At 73.3% G+C, this 19640-nt stretch carries 19 protein-coding genes, 3 tRNA genes and 1 pseudogene; 6 read left to right on the plus strand and 17 right to left on the minus strand.

What is annotated here, in order from left to right; translation table 11 throughout:
- The first annotated feature begins 196 nt into the window (after nucleotides 1-196).
- From RE027_RS08935 to RE027_RS08945, 3 genes are all read left to right on the plus strand, one after another.
- The gene (locus tag RE027_RS08935; RefSeq protein WP_368807901.1) at nucleotides 197-730 is read left to right on the plus strand and encodes a hypothetical protein; all 534 of its coding nucleotides are present in this window, start codon (nucleotides 197-199) and stop codon (nucleotides 728-730) included.
- A gap of 101 nt (nucleotides 731-831) precedes the next feature.
- Entirely contained in the window at nucleotides 832-2313 is a 1482-nt protein-coding gene (cls, locus tag RE027_RS08940) for a cardiolipin synthase (RefSeq protein WP_368807902.1), read from the plus strand.
- Between the two features lie 125 nt (nucleotides 2314-2438).
- The gene (locus RE027_RS08945; protein WP_368807903.1) at nucleotides 2439-2705 is read left to right on the plus strand and encodes a hypothetical protein; all 267 of its coding nucleotides are present in this window, start codon (nucleotides 2439-2441) and stop codon (nucleotides 2703-2705) included.
- Between the two features lie 87 nt (nucleotides 2706-2792).
- Here RE027_RS08945 and RE027_RS08950 read toward each other — a convergent pair whose 3' ends face one another.
- The 9 genes and pseudogenes from RE027_RS08950 to RE027_RS08990 all read right to left on the minus strand — a co-directional run bounded on the left by RE027_RS08950 (nucleotide 2793) and on the right by RE027_RS08990 (nucleotide 11215).
- Nucleotides 2793-3197: a hypothetical protein gene (locus tag RE027_RS08950; protein WP_368807904.1), complete on the minus strand. Its 405-nt coding sequence runs from the start codon at nucleotides 3195-3197 to the stop codon at nucleotides 2793-2795.
- Between the two features lie 311 nt (nucleotides 3198-3508).
- Nucleotides 3509-4024, minus strand: a complete 516-nt coding sequence (locus tag RE027_RS08955) for a hypothetical protein (RefSeq protein ID WP_368807905.1) — start codon at nucleotides 4022-4024, stop codon at nucleotides 3509-3511.
- Nucleotides 4025-4251: 227 nt separating this feature from the next.
- The gene (locus tag RE027_RS08960; protein ID WP_368807906.1) at nucleotides 4252-4791 is read right to left on the minus strand and encodes a hypothetical protein; all 540 of its coding nucleotides are present in this window, start codon (nucleotides 4789-4791) and stop codon (nucleotides 4252-4254) included.
- Nucleotides 4792-4931: 140 nt separating this feature from the next.
- On the minus strand, nucleotides 4932-5798 hold the full coding sequence (locus RE027_RS08965; protein WP_368807907.1) for an MFS transporter: 867 nt from the start codon (nucleotides 5796-5798) through the stop codon (nucleotides 4932-4934).
- Between the two features lie 130 nt (nucleotides 5799-5928).
- Nucleotides 5929-6225 (minus strand): annotated as a pseudogene (locus RE027_RS08970) (MFS transporter); the annotation flags it as partial.
- Nucleotides 6212-7843: a nickel ABC transporter ATP-binding protein NikE gene (gene nikE / locus RE027_RS08975; protein WP_368807908.1), complete on the minus strand. Its 1632-nt coding sequence runs from the start codon at nucleotides 7841-7843 to the stop codon at nucleotides 6212-6214. The pseudogene RE027_RS08970 and the gene nikE, both read right to left, overlap by 14 nt.
- Entirely contained in the window at nucleotides 7836-8681 is an 846-nt protein-coding gene (locus RE027_RS08980) for an ABC transporter permease (RefSeq protein ID WP_368807909.1), read from the minus strand. Before RE027_RS08980 ends, nikE begins: the two co-directional genes overlap by 8 nt.
- Entirely contained in the window at nucleotides 8674-9615 is a 942-nt protein-coding gene (locus RE027_RS08985) for an ABC transporter permease (protein ID WP_368807910.1), read from the minus strand. Before RE027_RS08985 ends, RE027_RS08980 begins: the two co-directional genes overlap by 8 nt.
- Nucleotides 9616-9667: 52 nt before the next feature.
- Nucleotides 9668-11215 (minus strand): ABC transporter substrate-binding protein, encoded by a 1548-nt coding sequence (locus RE027_RS08990; RefSeq protein ID WP_368807911.1) that lies wholly within the window; start codon nucleotides 11213-11215, stop codon nucleotides 9668-9670.
- A 267-nt stretch (nucleotides 11216-11482) separates the two neighbouring features.
- Between RE027_RS08990 and RE027_RS08995 the strand changes: the two genes are divergently transcribed.
- Complete coding sequence (locus tag RE027_RS08995) at nucleotides 11483-13189, plus strand: glycoside hydrolase family 13 protein (RefSeq protein WP_368807912.1); 1707 nt, start codon at nucleotides 11483-11485, stop codon at nucleotides 13187-13189.
- A gap of 93 nt (nucleotides 13190-13282) precedes the next feature.
- Here RE027_RS08995 and RE027_RS09000 read toward each other — a convergent pair whose 3' ends face one another.
- The 6 genes from RE027_RS09000 to RE027_RS09025 form a co-directional block, all read right to left on the minus strand.
- The gene (locus RE027_RS09000; RefSeq protein ID WP_368807913.1) at nucleotides 13283-13780 is read right to left on the minus strand and encodes a hypothetical protein; all 498 of its coding nucleotides are present in this window, start codon (nucleotides 13778-13780) and stop codon (nucleotides 13283-13285) included.
- A complete protein-coding gene (locus RE027_RS09005; RefSeq protein ID WP_368807914.1) occupies nucleotides 13777-13914 on the minus strand; it encodes a hypothetical protein in 138 nt (45 codons plus the stop codon). Before RE027_RS09005 ends, RE027_RS09000 begins: the two co-directional genes overlap by 4 nt.
- Before the next feature lie 63 nt (nucleotides 13915-13977).
- Nucleotides 13978-14442: a hypothetical protein gene (locus RE027_RS09010; RefSeq protein WP_368807915.1), complete on the minus strand. Its 465-nt coding sequence runs from the start codon at nucleotides 14440-14442 to the stop codon at nucleotides 13978-13980.
- A 111-nt stretch (nucleotides 14443-14553) separates the two neighbouring features.
- Nucleotides 14554-14626: transfer RNA gene (locus RE027_RS09015), tRNA-Phe, on the minus strand.
- Between the two features lie 63 nt (nucleotides 14627-14689).
- A tRNA-Asp gene (locus RE027_RS09020) sits at nucleotides 14690-14763 on the minus strand.
- Between the two features lie 80 nt (nucleotides 14764-14843).
- A tRNA-Glu gene (locus RE027_RS09025) sits at nucleotides 14844-14916 on the minus strand.
- A 197-nt stretch (nucleotides 14917-15113) separates the two neighbouring features.
- On the opposite strand from RE027_RS09025, the gene RE027_RS09030 reads away from it, so the two are divergent.
- On the plus strand, nucleotides 15114-15458 hold the full coding sequence (locus RE027_RS09030; RefSeq protein ID WP_387920906.1) for a metallopeptidase family protein: 345 nt from the start codon (nucleotides 15114-15116) through the stop codon (nucleotides 15456-15458).
- Nucleotides 15459-15468: 10 nt separating this feature from the next.
- Here RE027_RS09030 and RE027_RS09035 read toward each other — a convergent pair whose 3' ends face one another.
- The gene (locus RE027_RS09035; protein ID WP_368807917.1) at nucleotides 15469-16539 is read right to left on the minus strand and encodes a universal stress protein; all 1071 of its coding nucleotides are present in this window, start codon (nucleotides 16537-16539) and stop codon (nucleotides 15469-15471) included.
- 179 nt (nucleotides 16540-16718) lie between these two features.
- Here RE027_RS09035 and RE027_RS09040 point away from each other — a divergent pair, with 179 nt between their 5' ends.
- Entirely contained in the window at nucleotides 16719-18080 is a 1362-nt protein-coding gene (locus RE027_RS09040; protein ID WP_368807918.1) for a D-arabinono-1,4-lactone oxidase, read from the plus strand.
- A 112-nt stretch (nucleotides 18081-18192) separates the two neighbouring features.
- On the opposite strand, the gene RE027_RS09045 is transcribed toward RE027_RS09040, so the two are convergent.
- Nucleotides 18193-19620, minus strand: coding sequence for an FAD-dependent oxidoreductase (locus RE027_RS09045; protein WP_368807919.1), 1428 nt, complete (start codon nucleotides 19618-19620; stop codon nucleotides 18193-18195).
- Nucleotides 19621-19640 lie beyond the last annotated feature (20 nt).

Here is a 19640-nt window from a genome sequence, read left to right on the forward strand (position 1 = left end):
CCGCAGGGCCTCCGGCGAAGTCCCACCACAGACCATCACGGACCGGTCACGTTTGCGGCCGTCTCCCGGCCGAGGGCGTCCCGACTGTTGAAAGGTCCGGCTCGGCGTGCCTACGGTCGGTCGGTCCACCGCCGGTTCCTCGCGCACCGGGCCCGCTGCCACGGCCCGCCGCGACAGCACATCCAGGAGGCACTCCATGACCACCCGTGATCGACGCCCCACCGCCCGCACCGCCGCCGCGGCCCTCGCCGCCGCCGCCGGGCTCGGCCTGGCCGGCTGCAGCACCGAGGGCCCCGAGACCGGCGCCGACGTCGAGGACGTCACCGAGGGCGAGGTCCTGGAGTCCTCCCCGGCCCCGGAGAACGGCCCCACCACCGGGGACGCCTTCGTCGGCGACTACGACCAGGGCTTCTCCGACGAGCGGGAGACCTACGTCGGCCAGCAGGTCACGCTCTCCGCCGAGGTCAGCGACGTCATCAGCGACGACGGCCTGGTGATCGCCGGCACCGCGGAGAACACCGTGGACCCGCTGCTGGTGCTCTACGACATGGACCAGGTCGACGTCGAGGAGGGCCAGGTCGTGGAGGTCGTCGGCACGGTCCAGCAGTCCTTCGATCCCTCGACCCTGGACGACCAGGCCCAGGAGGACTTCACCGACGAGCTGTACCAGGACCACGACCAGCAGCCCTACGTCGAGGCCAGCTCCGTCCGGCTGCTGCCGGAGGAGTAGGCAGCACCGGCCCCGCCCCGGGCCCGTGGACCGGGACACCACCGGAGCACCGGCGGGCGGGGCCGGAACGACCCCGCCCGCCGGACCGGAGGCCCCGCCCCATGAATTTCGCCCAGCTGCTGTGGAACAGCGTCCCGCCGTGGGTGACGATCACGTTCTTCACCGTGGACCTCGTCATCCGCCTCGTGGCCCTGGGCACGATCCCGCACAACCGGCGGCCCTCGGCGGCCTGGGGCTGGTTGCTGGTGATCTTCTTCTTCCCGGTCCTGGGCGGGCTGGTGTTCCTGGTCCTGGGCCGGGCGGACCTGCCCGAGGCACGCCGGCGGAAGCAGCGCGAGGCGGCGGAACGGGTGGACGCGCACGGCCCCGGCACCGGGGCGCAGGAAGTCCGGTCGATGCGGGACTGGGTGCACGAGACGGTCCGGCTGAACCAGCACAACGGGGCGTTTCCCGTGGCCGGGGGGCACCGGATCGAGATCATCGACGACTACGACGCGTCGCTGGCGGCGATGGCCGAGCAGATCCGGGGTGCTGAGCACTACGTGCACTTCCAGTTCTACATCGCCGTCGCCGACCCCACGACCGAGCCGGTGATCGCGGCCCTGGAGGACGCCCACCGCCGCGGGGTCACCGTGCGGGTGCTCATCGACCACCTCGGCTCGGCCGGCTACCCCGGGTACCGGCAGCTCGTGCACCGCCTCGACGACGCCGGGGTCGACTGGCGGCGGATGCTGCCGGTGCGGCCCTGGCGCGGGGAGTACCAGCGCCCGGACCTGCGCAACCACCGCAAGATCCTCGTGGTCGACGGGACGGTGGCCTTCACCGGATCGCAGAACGTCATCGACCGCAGCTACAACAAGAGGAAGAACCGGAAGAAGGGCCTGCAGTGGATCGGGATGACGGTTCGTGTCCGGGGGCCGGCGGTCGGGCACCTGGACGCGCTCTTCGCCACCGACTGGTACTGCGAGACCGACGACATGGTCCTGGACACGGACCGGGCCCCGGCACCAGGCCCTGAGCCGGCCGGCGGGACGCTGGCCTGCCAGGTGCTGCCCTCCGGACCGGGACTGGCCCAGGAGTCCAACCAGCAGCTGTTCAACCACCTCTTCGCCTCCGCACGGGAGCGGATCACGGTGTGCAGTCCCTACTTCGTGCCCGACGAGTCCATGTACAACACGCTGCGCACCGCGGTGGGCCGCGGCGTGGAGGTGCACCTCTACATGGGCGAGACGTCCAACCACGCCCTCACCCACCACGCCCAGCGCTCCTTCTACGAGATGCTGATCCGCGACGGCATCCGGATCTACCTCTACCGGGCCCCCTACGTGCTGCACGCCAAGTTCGTGCTCATCGACGACCAGGCCGCGGTGGTGGGCTCCTCCAACATGGACATCCGCTCCTTCGTGCTCGACCACGAGGTCAACCTCATGGTCACCGGCCGGGACTTCACGGCCCGCCTGGACGACATCGTCGAGGGCTACCGGGGGAACAGCCACGAACTGGATCTGGAGGACTGGCTGGCCCGTCCCTGGTACCAGAAGTACCTCGACAACACCGCCCGCCTCACCTCCGCCGTCCAATGATCCCCGGGACGTCACGTCGGCGGACATGGAGAGGTTGATGAGGTTGCGCCGAGGAGACCCCGGTCCAGGAGGCCCAGGAGGAAGGCACCGCGGCAACGGCGGCCATTCTCAACGAGACGGTCACGATGCAGAACGAGGTCACCGAGATCGTCGGCCCGAACCTGTTCACCGTCGGTGAGGACGACACCCCGGTGGTGGGCGTGGACGCCGCGGCCCAGGACATCCAGGACGGGGACTTCGTCCAGGTCACCGGAACGGTCCGCCAGGTCCTGGAGACCGACATCGAGACCGGATGGGGAGTCGACTTCGACGACGACGAGACCTCCTACCTCGTCGAGCGCGAGCTCGACCTCGGTGTGGTGGCCGAGGACGTCCAGGTGATCGAGGAGTAGCCCCCGCCCCCCACGACAAAGTGGACCCTCCCCCCGCACCGGTGGGAGGGTCCACTTTCGTCGTGTGTGGTCGAGTGGGCGGGGCGCCTACTCGACGACGGTGACGGTGGCCTCGGTGAGGTAGAGCTCGGACTCCCGGTTGACGAGGTAGTTGGCGGTTTCCTCGTCGGTGAGCTGGAACAGCCGCTCCCGGTCCCCGGGTTCGCTGAACAGATCGCCTGAGGCCACGGTGCCGGTGGCTTCGACCTCGTCGCCGGGGCGCACATCGGCTGGCATGTCCTCGACGAAGACGACGGTCTTCTCGTCTCCCATGGTCAGGAACTCCTCGCCGTAGATGCCTTCCACGTCGTTGGTGAGGGTGATCTGATCCCCGACCAGTTCCTCGTTGGAGACCCCGGACTGGTCCAGCTCGGTCAGCCGGGTCTCGTCCTGGCAGCCGGTCAGCAGGGCCCCGGTCAGGCCGGCGGCGACGGTGAGGGTGCGATGAGTCATCTGCGTGCTCCTTGGTGCTCCGGTGACGGTGTGCAAGGTGGCCGGTCCCCGACCGGTGTCGTCCCACCCTAGCCAGCACAGGTGATGGACGGCTGAGCGAGCGGCCAGGCCGGGCCGCGGCCGGTATCCCGGTGGACGCGGTGATGGGCAACCACGACCGCGCCGCCGGCTACGGGGCCGAGGGCAACGCCATGTTCGTCACCTGCGGGATCGGGTTCGGTCTGCTGCCCGTGCGGGTCAGCGCCCCGCCCCAGCTGCTGACGGTCGAGCTGCGCCGCGCCCGACGAAAGCCCCCTGATCGGAGCCCGCCCTCACTCCCCTTCGATGACCTCTCCGCTGGTGGCCATGATGTAGGGCTCGCCCTCGAAGTCGGCGAACACCCCGTCCTCGAGGTCGACCCCGAGCTCCTCCTCGACGGTGACGACGTCGAAGTCGTCCTGGACGGTGCCGGTCACCTGCACCACCTGGCCGGTGTCGAGCGCGGGGATCTCCTCGGACTCGATGATCAGCAGCGGGTCCACGGCCCCGGCGATCGCGAAGGCGTCGGGCGAGAGCGTCTCGCTCACCTCGGCCGAGAGCGTCACCTGCTGGCCCACGTAGGTGGTGGACTCGTCGTAGAAGTCCTGGTTGTAGTCCCCCGCGTACGCCATCGCCCCGGCGTCCTGGGTGGCCGCCGGTGAGCTCTCCACGACCTCGCCGTCGGTGATGTCCTCGACGTCGGTGCCGGTCTCCGGACCCTCCGAGCCGCACCCCGCCAGGCCGAGCCCTGCGACCGCGAACAGTCCCGCGGCGAGCGTGCGGGTGGCGTGCCTGTTCCGTGTTCCCATGGTGGTCCTCCTGCGAGTCGTTCCTCGTCACCGGTGCAGCCGACGTGCGCGGGCCCGGTGACCTGATCTCCGACCGTAGGCACGCCGAACGAGGCCCCACAAGGGCGGACGCGGCGTTCTGCAGGTCTTCACCGGGCCTGCCCCGAGTGTTCCGGGGTCCCGTCCCGGAGCTTCTGCGGAAGCTGTGACCCCCTCGTGACTGCGCCCCGCTCCGCGGCGGGCCCCGCCTACGAGGCGGGATCCACCGTCGCCTCGTCCAGATAGGCCTCGCCGGCGTGCTCCTCGTAGAACCCGGCCTCCTCGTCGTCGCCGGCCGCGCCCTCGGCGGCGAGCGGGTCGAAGTCCTCCCGGAGCGTGCCCGTCACCTGCACCGCGGTGCCCTCCGCCACGTCCGGGGCCGTGTAGCGGGCGCTGACCAGCAGGGGCGCCGGATCCCCGCCGTCCGGGCCGGTGAGCACGTAGGCGGAGCGGGAGCGCACGAAGTCGCCGACCGTGCCGGTGAGCCGCACCTGCCGGCCGGCGTAGTCGGGCAGCTCCGCCACGAACTCCTCGTCGTACGGGCCGTCGTAGGCGAGCTCGGCCGCGGTCCCCGCGGTGCTCGCCGGAGCGGTGGTCTGCGGGGCTCCGGTCGTCAGCTCCTGGACCGGCGTGTCGGCGCCCGGCTCGGGCTCCTCCGTGCCGGCGCACCCGGCCGTCGTCGCGACGGCCAGCGCCAGCGCCGAGGCGGCGACCAGTCGTCGGGTTCGGTGTGTCCCGTGGACGGGCATGGTGGCTCCCTTCTCCCGGACGGGGTGTCACCGGCCCCGGCGGCACGGCGTCGTTCCGTCCGTTCCCATCCTCGTCCACGCGCCCCGCCGGGGGAACCGCCGGGCGACCCCGTGCCGGACCCCGGGGCGGGCGGTGCCCCTCAGGGAGTTCTGCGGGACGGCGCCGCCGGGGCGGACGGTCCGGAGGCCCGGACGGCGCCGTGGCCGCGGAGCACGACCGGCAGCGCCGCGGCGGCCAGGAGCGCGAGCAGGGCCAGGGGCACCCACGGGGTGCCGGGCCACCACTGGTGGCGGGCGGTGAGCTCGAGCAGGACCCCGAGCCCGGCGTTGCCCACGAGCACGGCGACGCCGCCGCAGGTGGCGGCCAGACCGTAGTAGGCCCCCCGTCCGGAACGGGCCTCCGGGGCGGGGGTGAAGGCGGGGACCAGGGACAGGATCGTGGGGGTGAGGAGCATGTGCCCCAGGATCAGGACCGCGACGGTGCCCATGACCGGCAGCACGGAGCTCCCGGACGTCCCCGGGGGCACCGAGGTGACGGCGGCGACGGTGAACGCGGCGGCCACCAGGAGGAACCCCGCCGACAGGGCGCGCCCGGGCCCCAGGTGCCGGCCCAGCGTGGAGACCGGCAGCTGCAGGAGCAGGGTCAGCACCGAGGCCAGCAGGAACAGCCCCCCGAGCCAGGCGGCGTCCAGACCTCGCCGGTCCAGTTCGACGGGGACGGTGAAGTAGAGCTGGTTGTAGGCGAGCATGTTCGTGCCCGCGAACAGGCAGAACACGACGAAGCGCCGGTTGCGCAGGCAGTCCAGGGCGGGGCCCGCCGGGTCCCGGTCCCGCGGCCTGCGGCCGGGACCGGCGGGGAGGCGGAACCACAGCAGGACGGTCACGGCGGTGAACACCGCGATCCCGGCGGCCAGGGCCGCGTCGAACCCCCAGCCCAGCAGGACCGAGCCCAGCAGGGGGCCCACGACCGCGCCCAGCTCGCCGGTGATCGCCAGCCACACGAACACCGACCGCCGGTTCCTCCCCCCCGGGACCCGGCCCCCCGGCCGGCGTCTGGTCGGCGTGGGAGAGCTGGGACTCCAGGGCCGGGGAGAACAGGGCGCCCCCGGCGCCGGTGAGGACCGCGCCGAGCAGGAACAGGGTGAAGTCCGAGGCCGCCGCCAGCGTGGCGTAGCCCAGGATGCGCACGAGGCAGCCGGTGAGGATGGCCCGGCGGGCGCCCCAGCGGTCGGCCAGCAGCCCGCCGAACAGGAACATGCCCTGCTGGCTGAACGTGCGCGCCCCGAGCACCAGTCCGATCGCGGCCGCGTCCAGGCCGTACTCGGTGCCCATGGCCCCGGCGAGGAAGGGCACGACGGCGTAGAAGCCGATGTTGAACACCAGCTGGGCACCCAGCAGGGTGCGCGTCTCGGACCCGCGGTCAGGCGATGGCATCGCGGCGCTCCGGGGGCAGGGGGTGGCTGTCCAGGATCGCGCACACCCGGGGCAGGGCCGCCGCCACCAGCTGCCTGCTGTGCTCGTGGCGCGGATCGGCGAAGAAGTCGTGGGTCGGCGCGAGCTCCACCAGGGACCCGCGGTGGAGCACCGCGACCCGGTGGCTCATGTAGCGGATCACGCTCAGGTCGTGGGAGATCATGATCAGCGACAGCGGCCGGTTCCGGTGCAGCCGCAGCAGCAGGTCCAGGACGGTGCGCTGGGTCGCCGCGTCCAGGGCCGAGGTGGCCTCGTCGCAGATGAGCACCGCCGGCTCCAGCAGGAGGGCCCGGGCGATGGTGAGTCTCTGCAGCTGGCCGCCCGAGCACTGGCCGGGATACCGGTCCAGCAGCCCGGGGTCGAGCCCCACCTCCCGCACCACGTCGTGGAGGCGGGCGTCGCGCTCCTCCGCCGTGAGGTCCCGGTGCTGCCGCAGGGGCGCCTCCAGGCTGGTGCGCAGCCGCATGCGGGGGTCGAAGGAGTCGTGCGGCTCCTGGAAGACCAGCTGCACCGTCGTGCCCGCGGGGCCGGTGCCGTCCGCCGGCCCCGGCGCCCGGGTGATGCGCCCCTCGTCGGGGGTCTCCAGCCCGACGATCAGGCGGGCCAGGGTGCTCTTGCCCGATCCGGACTGGCCCAGGACCCCGAGGACCTCGCCCTCGCGCAGCTCCAGCGTGACCCGTTCCAGGGCGGGGCGCCCACCGCGCCGGCCCCGGGCGTAGGTCTTGGTGACGCCCTCCAGCGCCAGTGCGGCGCCCGGCCCGGCCTCGGTGGGGGGCGTGCTGTCGGGGGTGAGGGACGCGGCCTCCAGCAGGGCCTTCGTGCAGGCGCTCCGCGGACGGTTGAGCACGGTGCCGGCCGGGCCCGCCTCCAGGACCCGGCCGGCGTCCATCACCACCACGCGGTCGGCGTAGGCGGAGACGGTGGCGAGGTTGTGGGTGATGTAGAGCACTCCGAGCCCGCGGTCGCGCCGCTCCCGGTCCAGCAGCTCCATGATCTGCCGCTCGAGCACCGTGTCCAGGGCGGAGGTCGGTTCGTCCGCCAGCAGCACCTCCGGCCGGCCGGCCAGGGCGAGGGCCACCATGGCCCGCTGGGCCATGCCCCCGGAGAGCTGGTGGGGGTGCGCGCGCGCACAGGACTCCGGGTCACGGAACCCCACCTCGGCCAGCAGCTCCAGCGCCCGCTCCCGGGCCTGCGCGCCCCGGAGCCCGGCGTGGAGCCGCAGGGGCTCCCGCAGGTGCTCCAGGACGGTCCGGCGCGGGTTGAACATCCGCTTGGGCTGCTGGTAGAGCATGCCGATCCGTCCGCCGCGCACCCTGTTCAGCTCGGCCTCGCCCGCTCGCGCGAGGTCGGTCCCGCCCAGCCGGATCGATCCGGAGTCGAGGTGCACCTGCGGGGGCAGCAGCCCCAGGACGGACATGGCGGTCATGGTCTTGCCGCTGCCGGAGGCCCCGACCAGGGCCACGAACTCCCCCGGGGCCACGGCGAGGTCGATCCCGGAGAGGACCGGGCGGGCGGCACCCGCGCCGGCGTGGGCCCGGTGGCTGACGTGCAGCTGCTCGACGGTCAGGCCCTCAGGCATCCGGGACCGTCCTGGACGGGGCCGAGGCGAGCACCATGCGGGTGCTCGTCACGCGGGCCAGGCGCTGACCGATGAGGGTGACGCACAGCGCGACGACGAAGACCACCAGCCCGGGGGCGAGGATCGTCAGCGGGGACCTGGTCGCGTACGGCTGGGCGGCGGCCAGCATCGCCCCCCAGTCCGACTGCGGCGGCTGCACCCCCAGCCCCAGGTAGGAGAGGGCCCCCACGGTGATCAGGAACTGCCCGAACCGCAGCGTGGCCTGGCCGAGCAGGGGCCCGGCCAGGTGCGGCAGGACGTGGCGCAGGACGATGAAGGACGGCGAGCACCCGAGCACCCGGGCGGCCTCGATGAAGCCGCGCGCCGAGACGTCGTAGGTGAGCGCCCGGGCCAGCCGGGCGAACGGCGTCCAGCCGGTCACCGTGAGGGCCAGCAGCAGGGACAGGTGGCCGGGGCCGAGCACGGCGACCAGGAACAGGGCCACCACCATCTCCGGCAGCGCCAGCAGGACGTCGTTGGCCCGGGTGAACAGCTCGTCGAGCCAGCCCCGGCGGCGGGCGCTGACCACTCCGATGACGGTGCCGAGCACGCCGGTCAGCACCGTGGCGAGCGCGGCGACGGTCAGCGAGAACCGCCCGCCGTCGAGCAGCCGGCTCAGCGTATCCCGGCCGAGGTGGTCGGTGCCCAGCCAGTGCGCGGCGCTCGGCGGGGCGAGCCGGGCGGCGAGGTCCTGGTCGGCCGGCGGGTACGGAGCGAGCCACGGCGCGAGGACCACGGCGAGCACCACGAGGGCCAGGGCCGCCGACGCGGCCAGGACGATGACGGGCCGCTCACGCACGGCGCCCCCTCAGCCGGGGGTTGAGCAGGCCGTGGACCAGGTCGGCCGCGGTGGTCAGCACGACGGCCAGGCCGACGACGACGACCACGCCGCCCTGCGCCAGGGGGATGTCGCTGTTGCGCACGGCGTCGTAGAGCAGCCGCCCCATGCCGGGGATGGCGAAGACGACCTCCACGATGACGGAACCGCCCAGCAGCCCGGCGAACCACACGGCCACCAGGGTGGTCAGGGGCAGCAGCCCGTTGGGGACCACGTGCCGCCAGACGGTCCGGGAGTGGCTGAGCCCGCGGGCACGGGCGGCGACGACGTGATCGGCGCCCAGGGCGTCGAGCATCCCCTCGCGCACGGCCGAGGTGAAGTAGCTCGTCGGGCGCAGCGCCAGGACGGCCACCGGCAGGACCGCGGAGGACGGCCCGGCCCACCCGGCGGAGGGCAGCAGGGACAGGTTCAGCGCGAAGACCAGCACGAGCATCGGGGCGAGCCAGTACTCCGGCACGGCGATGAACGCCTGGGTGATCGTGGTGATGATCCTGTCGGCCGCGCGCCCCTCCTGCAGGGCGGCGACGACCCCCAGGACCACGGAGACCACCGCGGCCGTCCCGAGGGTCATGACCACGAGGCTCAGCGTGATCCCCAGGGCGGGCAGGACCTGCTCGGCCACCGGGGTGCGGCTCGCGTAGGACAGGCCCATGTCGCCCCCCAGCAGCCGGCCCAGCCACCGCAGGTACTGCACGACCAGGGGGTCCTGGAGCCCCAGGTCGGCCGACAGCCCCTGGACGACGGAGTCGTCGATCACCTCCCCGGCCACCCGCGACCGGATGATCTTGCGCACCGGGTCCCCCGGGGTCACGTAGGGGATGAGGAAGACCACGAAGGACGCCAGCAGGACGGTGACGCCCAGGGTCGCCGCCCTGCGGGCGAGGAATGCCGTCATCGGCGGTCCTGTCCTTCCCGTCGTGCCGGGGCCGTGGTGGTGCCGGCGACGATCATGAGGCGGGCTTGGTCGTCTCCGCGCGCAGCACGTACCGGGACAGCGGGTCCTGCTGGTAGTTCTGCAGGTCGGCACGGACCGCGTCGGTGGCCTGCTCGTTGACCAGCCACACGTTCACTGCCTGCTCCTCGAGGATCTCGCCGGCCCGGGCGTACAGCTCGTAGCGCTGCTCGGTGTCGGCGGTGCCGGCGGCCTCCTCCACGATCCGGTCGTACTCCTCGTCGCAGAAGTGGCTGAGGTTGTACGTGCCCTCGCAGGTGTAGTCGGCGGTGAGGAAGCCGATGGGGTCGGCGATGTCGATCAGGCGGTTGCGCTGGCTCAGCACCATGTCGTAGTCCCCGGACAGCAGGTCCGGCTCCACGGCGGCGTACTCCGTCGTGCGGATCGTCACCGGCACGCCGATGCTCTTCAGGTTCTCCTGGACGACGGTCGCCACGTCCGCGAACTCCGCGCGCTCGGTGATCGCGATGATCTCCAGGGGCCGGTCGGCGGTGTACCCGGCGTCGGCGAGCAGCTTCTTGGCCGCCGCCACGTCCTGCTGCCGGGTCCCGGCGCCCTCCGGGGCCCAGGGCTCCGAGGAGGCGAACGGCCCGGTCCCGGGCAGTGCCGCGCCTTCGTAGACGCTGGCGGCGAGCGCGTCGAGGTCCAGCGCCGAGCGGACGGCCCGGCGGAAGTCGACGTCGTCGAACGGCGCCCGGCCGTTGTTCATGTACAGCGTCGCGGTGCGCGGCGACTCCGCCTTGAGCACCTCGACGCCGGGGTCCGCCTCCAGCGCCTCGATGCTGGAGACCGGGACGGAGAGGGAGACGTCGGCCTCCCCGGTCTGGACCTGCGTGGCGCGGGTCGCGCCGTCCGTGATGAACCGCACCTCGGCGCCGGCGAGCTGCACCTGACCGCCCCAGTAGTCCTCGTTGCGGTCCAGGGTCAGCGACTGCTTCGGCTGCTCGGAGACCGGGGTGAAGGGCCCGGTGCAGTGCCCGAACGGGTCCACCGAGTCGCCCTCGAAGGCCGCCGGGGCCAGCACCCCGGTGTTGACGCTCGCCAGGCGGTAGGGCACCAGCGGGCTCTCGGTCGGGGTGGTGATCCGCACGGTGCGCTCGTCGACGGCCTCCACGCCGCTGACCACGGTGGGACTGAAGGCGCGCGCCGGGACCTCCGCGTCGAGGACGTTGCGCAGCGAGGTCACGACCGTGTCGGCGGTCAGCGCGGTGCCGTCCTGGAACTGCACCCCCTCCCGCAGGGTGAACTCCCACTCCAGGGGCGAGACCTGCTCCCACTCCGTGGCCAGCGAGGGCACGACCTCGCCCGCGGCCTCGTCGTAGCGGGTCAGGGTCTCGAGGCACCCGGACAGGGACAGGATGTAGGCGGCGTCGCTCTCCAGGGCCCAGTCGGCGACCGGGGCGCGGAAGTTGTCCACCACGACCCGCTGGTCGAGGTCGGCGGCCTGGGTGCTCCCCCCTTCCCCACCGCTGAAGCCACAGCCCGTCAGGGCGAGGAGGGACACGAGGCCCACGGGCACCGAGGAGCGGAGCGGAACGCGCACAGGACCACCTAAGTTCGCCGTCCGGGGACGGCAGGGAATAAGGACATGGAAGAGTTCGGTAAAACCCCCGGTGAGAGGTTAGGGAAACCTAACCTCTCGGTCCACTCGGATCCAGGGCGACGTCATGAACCGGCACGATTTCCGCTCCCGGCCGTGCGTGTGCTATGCGCGGCCGGGGCGGGCGGGGGTCCGGGCTGACACCGCACCGGAGGACTGGCAGGGTGGGTGGCGCACCCCCTCCGACCGGAAGACCCCGAGGACATCCCCATGACGCAGCAGGCGGAGACGCCCCGCACGACCGCCGCCGGAGAGTGGTGGCGCTCCGCGGTGATCTACCAGATCTACCCGCGCTCCTTCAACGACAGCGACGGTGACGGGATGGGCGACATCCCCGGCATCGTCGAGCGGCTGGACTACCTCGCCGACCTGGGCGTGGACGCCCTGTGGCTCTCCCCGTTCTACGTCTCCCCCCAGCACGACGCCGGCTACGACGTCTCGGACTACCGGGACATCGACCCCCGCTTCGGCACCCTCCAGGACTTCGACCGGATGCGCGCCCGCATGGCGGAGCTGGGCATGCGGCTGATCGTGGACCTCGTGCCCAACCACACCTCCAGCGAGCACGAGTGGTTCCGGGCCGCCGTCGCGGCCGGACCCGGCAGCCCGGAGCGGGCGCGGTACATGTTCCGGGAGGGCCGCGGCGAGCACGGCGAGCTGCCCCCGAACAACTGGCGCTCCGTGTTCGGCGGCGAGGCGTGGACCCGCCTGCCGGACGGGCAGTGGTACCTGCACCTGTTCGACAGCACCCAGCCGGACCTCGACTGGGAGAACCCGGAGGTCTGGGAGGAGTTCCGCTCCGTCCTGCGCTTCTGGCTGGACCGGGGCGCGGACGGCTTCCGCGTGGACGTGGCCCACGGCCTGGTCAAGGCCGAGGGCCTGCCGGACTGGGAGCACCAGGTGCACATGGTCGAGGGCGAGCACGACGCGCGGGAGCACGACGAGCCGGACACCCCCATGAGCACCGGCAGCCCCTACTTCGACCAGGACGGCGTGCACGAGGTCTACCGCGACTGGCACCGGGTGCTCGCCGAGTACGAGGGCGACCGGATGATGGTGGCCGAGGCGTGGGTCGAGCCGGCGCACCGGCTGGCGATGTACGTGCGCTCGGACGAGATGCACCAGGCGTTCAACTTCGACTTCCTGGTGGCCGGGTGGGACTGGGCGCGGCTGTCGCGCGCGATCGGGGACTCCCTGGCCGAGTCCGCCAAGGTCGGGGCGCCCACCACGTGGGTGCTCTCCAACCACGACACGGTCCGGCACGTCTCCCGCTTCGGGCTCTCGGACCCGATCGCCTATCCCAAGGGCATCGACGCGGACGGCGAGCAGCCCGACCACGAGCAGGGCCTGGCCCGGGGGCGCGCCGCCGCCCTGGTGGAGCTCGCGCTGCCGGGCTCCGCCTACCTGTACCAGGGGGACGAGCTCGGCCTGCCCGAGCACACCCGCCTGCCCGCGGAGCTGCGCCAGGACCCGGCGTTCGCCCGGACCGGGGGCGAGGAGATCGGCCGGGACGGCTGCCGGGTCCCGCTGCCCTGGGCCGCCGGGGAACCGGGCCACGGCTTCGGCCCCGATCCGTGGCTGCCGCAGCCCGAGGCCTTCGCGGCGCTCGCGGCGGACCGGCAGGTGGGTGTCCCGGGATCCACGCACACGCTGTACCGCACCGCCATCGCGCTGCGCCGGGAGCTCGGCCTGGGCCGGGGCGCGTTCGCGTGGCACGAGGCGCACGACGCCGCGACGGGCCTGCTCGCCTTCGTGCGCACCACCGGGACCGGGCAGCGGGTGCTGGTGGCCGCGAACCTGGGCGGAGCCCCGGTGACCCTACCCGCGGGGGAGCTGCTCGTGGCGAGCCGGGAGGACGCCGTGGCGGACGGTGCCCTGCGGCCCGAGCGAGCGGTGTGGGTGCGCCTGGCGGACTGAGCCCGGGCAGTGCCGGCGGAACCGCCCGGACCGGGCAGCAGGGCCGCCCGGGCGGGGCGCGGCCGGCCAGCGGGTCAGTGGCCGGTCAGCGGGTCAGTGGCTGGTGCGTCCCCGGGCCGAGGCGAGCACGGGGGCGAGCAGCCGGTCCGCCAGCACGCCGGTCAGCAGCGAGTACACCGCCTTGTGCAGGACGTCGACGGCCAGCTCCTCCTTCGGCCAGGACGCCGGCGGGGCGCCGACGCCGGTGGTGTTCTCCACCGTCTGGTCGACCGCGAGCCGCACCACGGTGTGCCACGCGTTCGCGTGCGCGCCGCGGATGCCGGTGACCGACCAGATGCCCCGCAGGGCGCCCAGGGCCGCCCCGGTGCCGTAGTGCATCAGGAAGTTCCAGCCCGAGGGCCGGTCGTCGTCGCCCGGGTGCCGCCCCAGCAGGGTCAGCAGGGCACGGGCGGGGACGTAGGAGTTCGGCCGGTGGCTCAGGGCCTGCTCGGCCTTCTCCCCCACCACCATCGCCCCGGCGCCCACGACCCCCGCCGCGGCCCCGATCCCCGCCGCGCGGAGGAGGATGCCCGGACGGGAGGCCGCGTTCATGCCCGGTCCCCCTCGTCCTCGAGCCCCTGCCGCTCCAGGTCACGGTCCAGCGCGGCGCCCGGCTCCACGACCACGCCGTCCTCGCGCTGGTCCCCGGCCGGTCCGCGCTCCTGCTCCCGCTGCTGCTCGCTCATGGTCGCTCCTTCGGTTCGGGCCCCCGGCCCGGGGGCCTGCGGCCAGTATAGACAGGGAGCTGATCATTCGGTGGGGGTGGGCTCCCCGCAGTGCCGCTGCAGCCAGTCGTCGATCGGGGCGAGCGCGCGCTGCAGGTCGGCGAGCTCCACGGGCTGCAGCGAGTCGCCCGCGGAGCGCAGGACGGCCACGGCGTCGTCGAGGACCGGGTGCAGGTCGGCGGGCATCCCGGCGGCGAGCTCCTGGACGGAGGCGGCCGTCCGGTGCGGGTGGAAGTCGGGGTCGGCCTCGTCGGTGGACAGCGGGACGAGCATCAGGGCGGTGTAGGCGCCGGCGACCTCGAAGCAGGCCTCCGCCTCCGGGACGGGCTCGGACGGGCTCGCGGTCGGCGTGCTCCGCCCCGGGGCCGACTCCAGGACGAGCCCGGGCTGCTCCTGGCCGGCGGCGCAGCCCGCCAGGGCGAGCAGGCACGCCACGGTGAGCACGAGCGCGGCGCTCCGGGGGATCGGGCGGCGGGAGTGGCGGGTCACGGCCCCAGACTAAGGAGCGAACCTCGGCGTGCGCTGGCAACCGGCGGCACCGTGACCGCATCCGGGCACGAGAAAACCGCCGGCCCCCGAGGGGACCGACGGTTTCCGCGGTGGCTCCGACCGGCGTCGATCCGGTGACCTTACGATTTTCAGTCGTACGCTCTACCAACTGAGCTACAGAGCCCCGGCACATCCGGGCTGATATGCCGCGACGGCGCAACATCTTCCGATGTGAACGCCGCCTGAGCGACCCTGACGGGACTTGAACCCGCGACCTCCGCCGTGACAGGGCGGCACGCTAACCAACTGCGCTACAGGGCCTTGCTGTTTCCAACGAGGATTGATCTTACCAGCATTCCTCGCCGGTTGTGCAAATCGGTGGGAGACCCACGCGCTTCGCGTACCCCCAACGGGATTCGAACCCGTGCCGCCGCCGTGAAAGGGCGGTGTCCTAGGCCGCTAGACGATGGGGGCCAGAACGCCCGCGTCGACGACCACGACCTCAACGACCGAGGACCGTGACACGGGAGAAACCGAGTACAGCTTAGAGGCTCGCCCGGAATTCGCACAATTGCGGTGCCGGCGGGGCGCACCGGACCCGCGGGGCCGCTGCCGCGGCGGCACCCGTGCGACCGGGCCGCTCGTGGGGTAGGAATGGGACCGTGATCGAGATGACCCGCCAGGAGTTCGACGGCGCCGTCGACGACGCCATCGACCTCATCCCGGACGAGCTCTTCCACGCCATGGACAACGTGGTGATCCTCGTCGAGGAGGAGCCGCCGGAGCACGCCCCGGACCTGCTGGGCCTCTACGAGGGGGTGCCCCTCACCGCCCGGGACGGAGGGTGGGGGGCCGGGTCCCTGCCGGACCGGATCTTCGTCTACCGCGGCCCCCTGCAGCGCATGTGCGCGGAGCGGGAGGAGCTCGTGGAGGAGATCACGGTGACCGTCATCCACGAGGTCGCCCACCACTTCGGCATCGACGACGACCGCCTGCACGAGCTGGGCTGGGGCTGAGCCGGTCCGCTCAGACGTCCCAGGGGCGGACGTCGTCCAGGTCGAAGTCCTTGCGGGTCTCGATCCGCTGGTCGTAGCGGTCCGGGACGATCAGCACCGGACCGGCCGCGTTGTGCAGCACCCCCTGCGAGGTGGAGCCCAGCAGCATGCCCGCGAAGCCGCCCCGGCCCCGGGTGCCGAGCACCACCAGGCCGTTGCTCCGGGTCTGCTCCACCAGGACCTGCACGGGCGGGCCGTCGGCCAGCTCGGAGCCGATCTCGAGGTCCGGGAACCAGCTCTTGAGCCACGCGACCCCGCCGTTGAGGGACCGGGCGACGTCGTCGTGCATCACCTCGAAGTCCACGGCCGTGGGCATCCAGGCCAGCGCCCCGCTCACGGGCGGGAGCGCGCAGACCACGCGCAGCGGGACCCCGAGCAGGCGGGCCTCCTCCGCGGCGTAGAGCATGGCCGCCCGGGCCTGTGCGGAGCCGTCCGAGCCGACGACCACACGGTCCACGAGGGCCCGGGTGGTGGTGAGCTCCTCCTCGCTCAGGTGCTCCTTCGACCAGGGCAGGGGCACGACCCCGGTGGGGCACTTGGCGTGGGCCGGCACCGCCGTGGAGACCGTGCCCAGCAGCCGGCCCAGCAGCCCGCCCCGGCCGCGGGAGCCGAGGACCATCAGCTCGGCCGAGCGGCTCAGCTCGAGCAGGGCACCGGAGGGGTCCCCCGTCTCGACCGTCGCCCGCAGCTCGACCCCCACCGCGCCGACCTGCTCCGCGGCGTGGTTCAGCAGCTCCTCGACGCCCCGGGTCAGCGCGGCCTCGTCCACGGTGGCGTAGCCGGTGTCGAACCCGGAGCCCGAGAACACGGGCAGGCTGTAGGCGGTGACCATCCGCACGGGCAGCCCGCGGCGTCGGGCCTCGCGGGCCGCCCAGCGCAGGGCCCCGAGGCTCTGCTCGGAGCCGTCGATGCCGACGACGACCTCTCCGGCGGCGTCCAGGCCGCGGCGCTGCCCGCCGGAGGGGAGGCGGCGGCGCACGGCCTCCTCCCCCAGGCTGGGCTCGTGGCGCTCCTCGCGGCCGGGTGACGGGTGGTCGGTCATGGTGCTGCCTCCTGTGCGCGGCCTCGGCCCGGGCGGCTCCGTCGCGGTCCCGGGCTCCGCCTCCGATGGTACGCGGGGACGCGCCGCGGCCGGCGCCGCCCACGGCGTGCGTCGGGGGCCCGGAGTGAGAAGATGAGGGCGCACTGTGCACCTGCCTGCGAGGAAGGACGGTCCCGCCGATGAGCGAGGTCCCGCTGCCCGACGCCCTGCCCGGGGAGACCGGCACGAAGGAGTGGACCACGTGGGGCCGGACGCACGCCGTCACCCCCCGGCACGTCCTGCGCCCGTCCTCGGTCCCGGAGCTCGCGGAGGGCGTGGCCGCCGCCGCGCGCCGGGGCCTGGGCGTGCGCGCCGTGGGCTCCGGGTGCAGCTTCTCGGCGCTGCCCCTGGCGCCCGAGGTGATGGTCGAGCTCTCCGGGCTCACCGGGCTCACGGCGGTGGACGCGGACGAGCACCGGGTCACGGTCCTGGCGGGCACCACGATCCGCGCCCTCAACAAGGAGCTCGACGCCCACGGGCTGGCCGTGACCAGCCTGCCGGACAGCGACTGGCAGACGATCGCCGGAGCGGTCTCGACCGGCACCCACGGCACCGGCCTGGCCTTCGGGTCCCTCTCGGCGCAGGTGGTCGCCCTGACCCTGGTCACCGCCCGGGGCGAGCTCGTGGAGTGCTCCGCCGGGCAGCGCCCCGAGCTGTTCCAGGCGGCGCGCGCGGGGCTGGGGGCCCTCGGCGTGCTCGCGAGCGTGACCCTGGCCTGCGAGACGGCGTTCCGGCTGCACGCCGCGGAGATCCGGGAGCCCCTCGGCCAGCTCGTGGACACCCTCGGGAGCCGGATGGCCGGGGCGGACCACTTCGAGTTCTTCTGGATGCCGGGGACCCCCACCGCGCAGACCCGCATCCTCACCCGGCTGCACAAGCTCCCGGACTCCTACACGCGCCCCGGGTCCCCCGTGGCGCGCACCGTGCGCCGGCTCGACGACGCCGTGCTGCGCAACACCCTGACGGCCGGGCTGAACCAGCTGGCCACCGTGCTGCCGCGCTCCACCCCCGGGCTCAACCGGGTGGACGCCCTGACCAACAGCCCCCGGCAGTACAGCGACCTCTCCTCCCGGGTGTTCACCGTGCCGCGCCGGGTCCGGTTCGTCTCCACCGAGTACGCGCTGCCCGTGGAGGAGCTGGTGCCCGCCTTCCGGGATCTGCAGACGCTCATCGAGCGCCGCGGCTACGCCTTCTCGCTGCCCGTGGACGTGCGCTGCTCCGCCGCCGAGGAGGCCTGGCTCGCGCCCGCCCACGGCCGCGAGACCGCCTGGATCGCGCTGCGGCAGTACTGGCGGCGCTACGAGCCGAAGGTCTTCGCCGCCGCGGAGGAGATCTTCGTGGACCACGGCGGGCGGCCGCACTGGGGCACCGTGCACACCCAGGGCGCCGAGTACCTGCACTCGGTCTATCCCCGGTTCCAGGACTTCCTCGACGCCCGGGCCGCGGCCGACCCGGACGAGGTCTTCCTCAACGACCACGTCCGCGGGCTGCTGGGCCTCTGAGGCCGTTCCACGGGAGCGCGCCGCCCGGCCTCTGCGCGGCCCTGCCCCACTTCACGGCGCAGGGTCGCGCCCTGTCGACCAGGACGCGGCCCCGCGCGCGGAGGGAGCCGGCTCAGACCGGGGAGGAGACCGGCTCGGCCACGCCCTCGCGGGAGACGCTGACCATCTCCTCGCGCTCGACCACCTTGACCCGCTCGCGCGGGTTGCCCTCGGCGTCGTGCGAGGACTGGCCGAGGCCCTGCTCGTACTCGTCCAGGGCCAGCCAGCCCTCCCACGTGGTGTACTCCACGCCGCGGGCCTCGAGCACGTCGTTGACGGACTCGGGGTCGGGGCGGGTGGCGCCCGGCAGCACCGGGCGGTCCGCCAGGAGGTGGTTGACCGTCTCGAGGGCGTCGGACTTGGTGGCCCCGATCAGCCCGACCGGGCCGCGCTTGATCCACCCGGTGGCGTAGAGGCCGTGCAGCACGGTCCCGTCCTCGGCCAGGACGCGGCCCTCCACGTTGGGGATCACGCCGCGGCCGTCGTCGAAGGGGAGCTCCGGCAGCCGGGAGCCCAGGTAGCCGACCGCGTGGTAGACGGCCTGCACCGGGTAGTCGACGTACTCGCCGGTCCCGGACACGGAGCCGTCGCCGTTGAGCCGGGTCCGCTCCATGCGCAGGCCGGTGACCCGGCCGTCCTCGCCGAGCACCTCGCGGGGGCTCTGCAGGAAGTGCAGGTGCAGGCGCCGGGAGGCGGTCTGCGGGGAGTCGTCGGCCCGCCACTTCTCGAGGGTCTTGACCATGACCTTGACCTGGTTGTTGTCGGCGATGGCCTGCTCGGAGCCCTCGTCGTAGGCGAAGTCCTCGTCGTAGACGACGATGTCGACGTCGCGCGACTTGGCGAGCTCGCGCAGCTCCAGCGGGGTGAACTTCACCTGCGCGGGGCCGCGGCGGCCGAAGATGTGCACGTCCGTGACCGGGGAGGCCTTGAGGCCCTGGTAGACGTTGCCGGGGATCTCCGTCACGAGCATGTCGTCGGCGTGCTTGGAGAGCACGCGGGCGACGTCGAGGGCCACGTTGCCGTTGCCGATGACCGCGACCTCCCGGGCCTCGAGCGGCCAGGTGCGCGGGAAGTCGGGGTGGCCGTCGTACCAGGCGACGAACTCGGCGGCGCCGTGGACGCCCTCGAGGTCGTTGCCGGGGATGTTGAGCGGGGCGTCGTAGACGGCGCCGGTCGCGAAGATCACCGCGTCGTAGTGGGCGCCGAAGTCGGCGAGGGTCAGGTCCCGGCCGAACTCCACGTTGCCGAAGAAGCGGATGTCGCCGCGGCCCAGGATCGCGCGCAGCGCGGTGATGATGCCCTTGATGCGGGGGTGGTCGGGGGCCACGCCGTAGCGGATGAGCCCGAACGGGGTGGGGTAGCGGTCGAACAGGTCGATGCTGACCTCGAGCTCCCCGTTCTTCACGGGCTCGGACTTGGTGAGCATGTCCGCGGCGTAGATGCCGGCCGGGCCGGCGCCGATGATGGCGACGCGCAGGGGGCGGGTGGTGGTGTCAGCCACGTGGGTTCCTTTCGATTGCG

The organism is Kocuria sabuli (assembly GCF_040981185.1).
GTDB classification, from domain to species: domain Bacteria; phylum Actinomycetota; class Actinomycetes; order Actinomycetales; family Micrococcaceae; genus Kocuria; species Kocuria sabuli.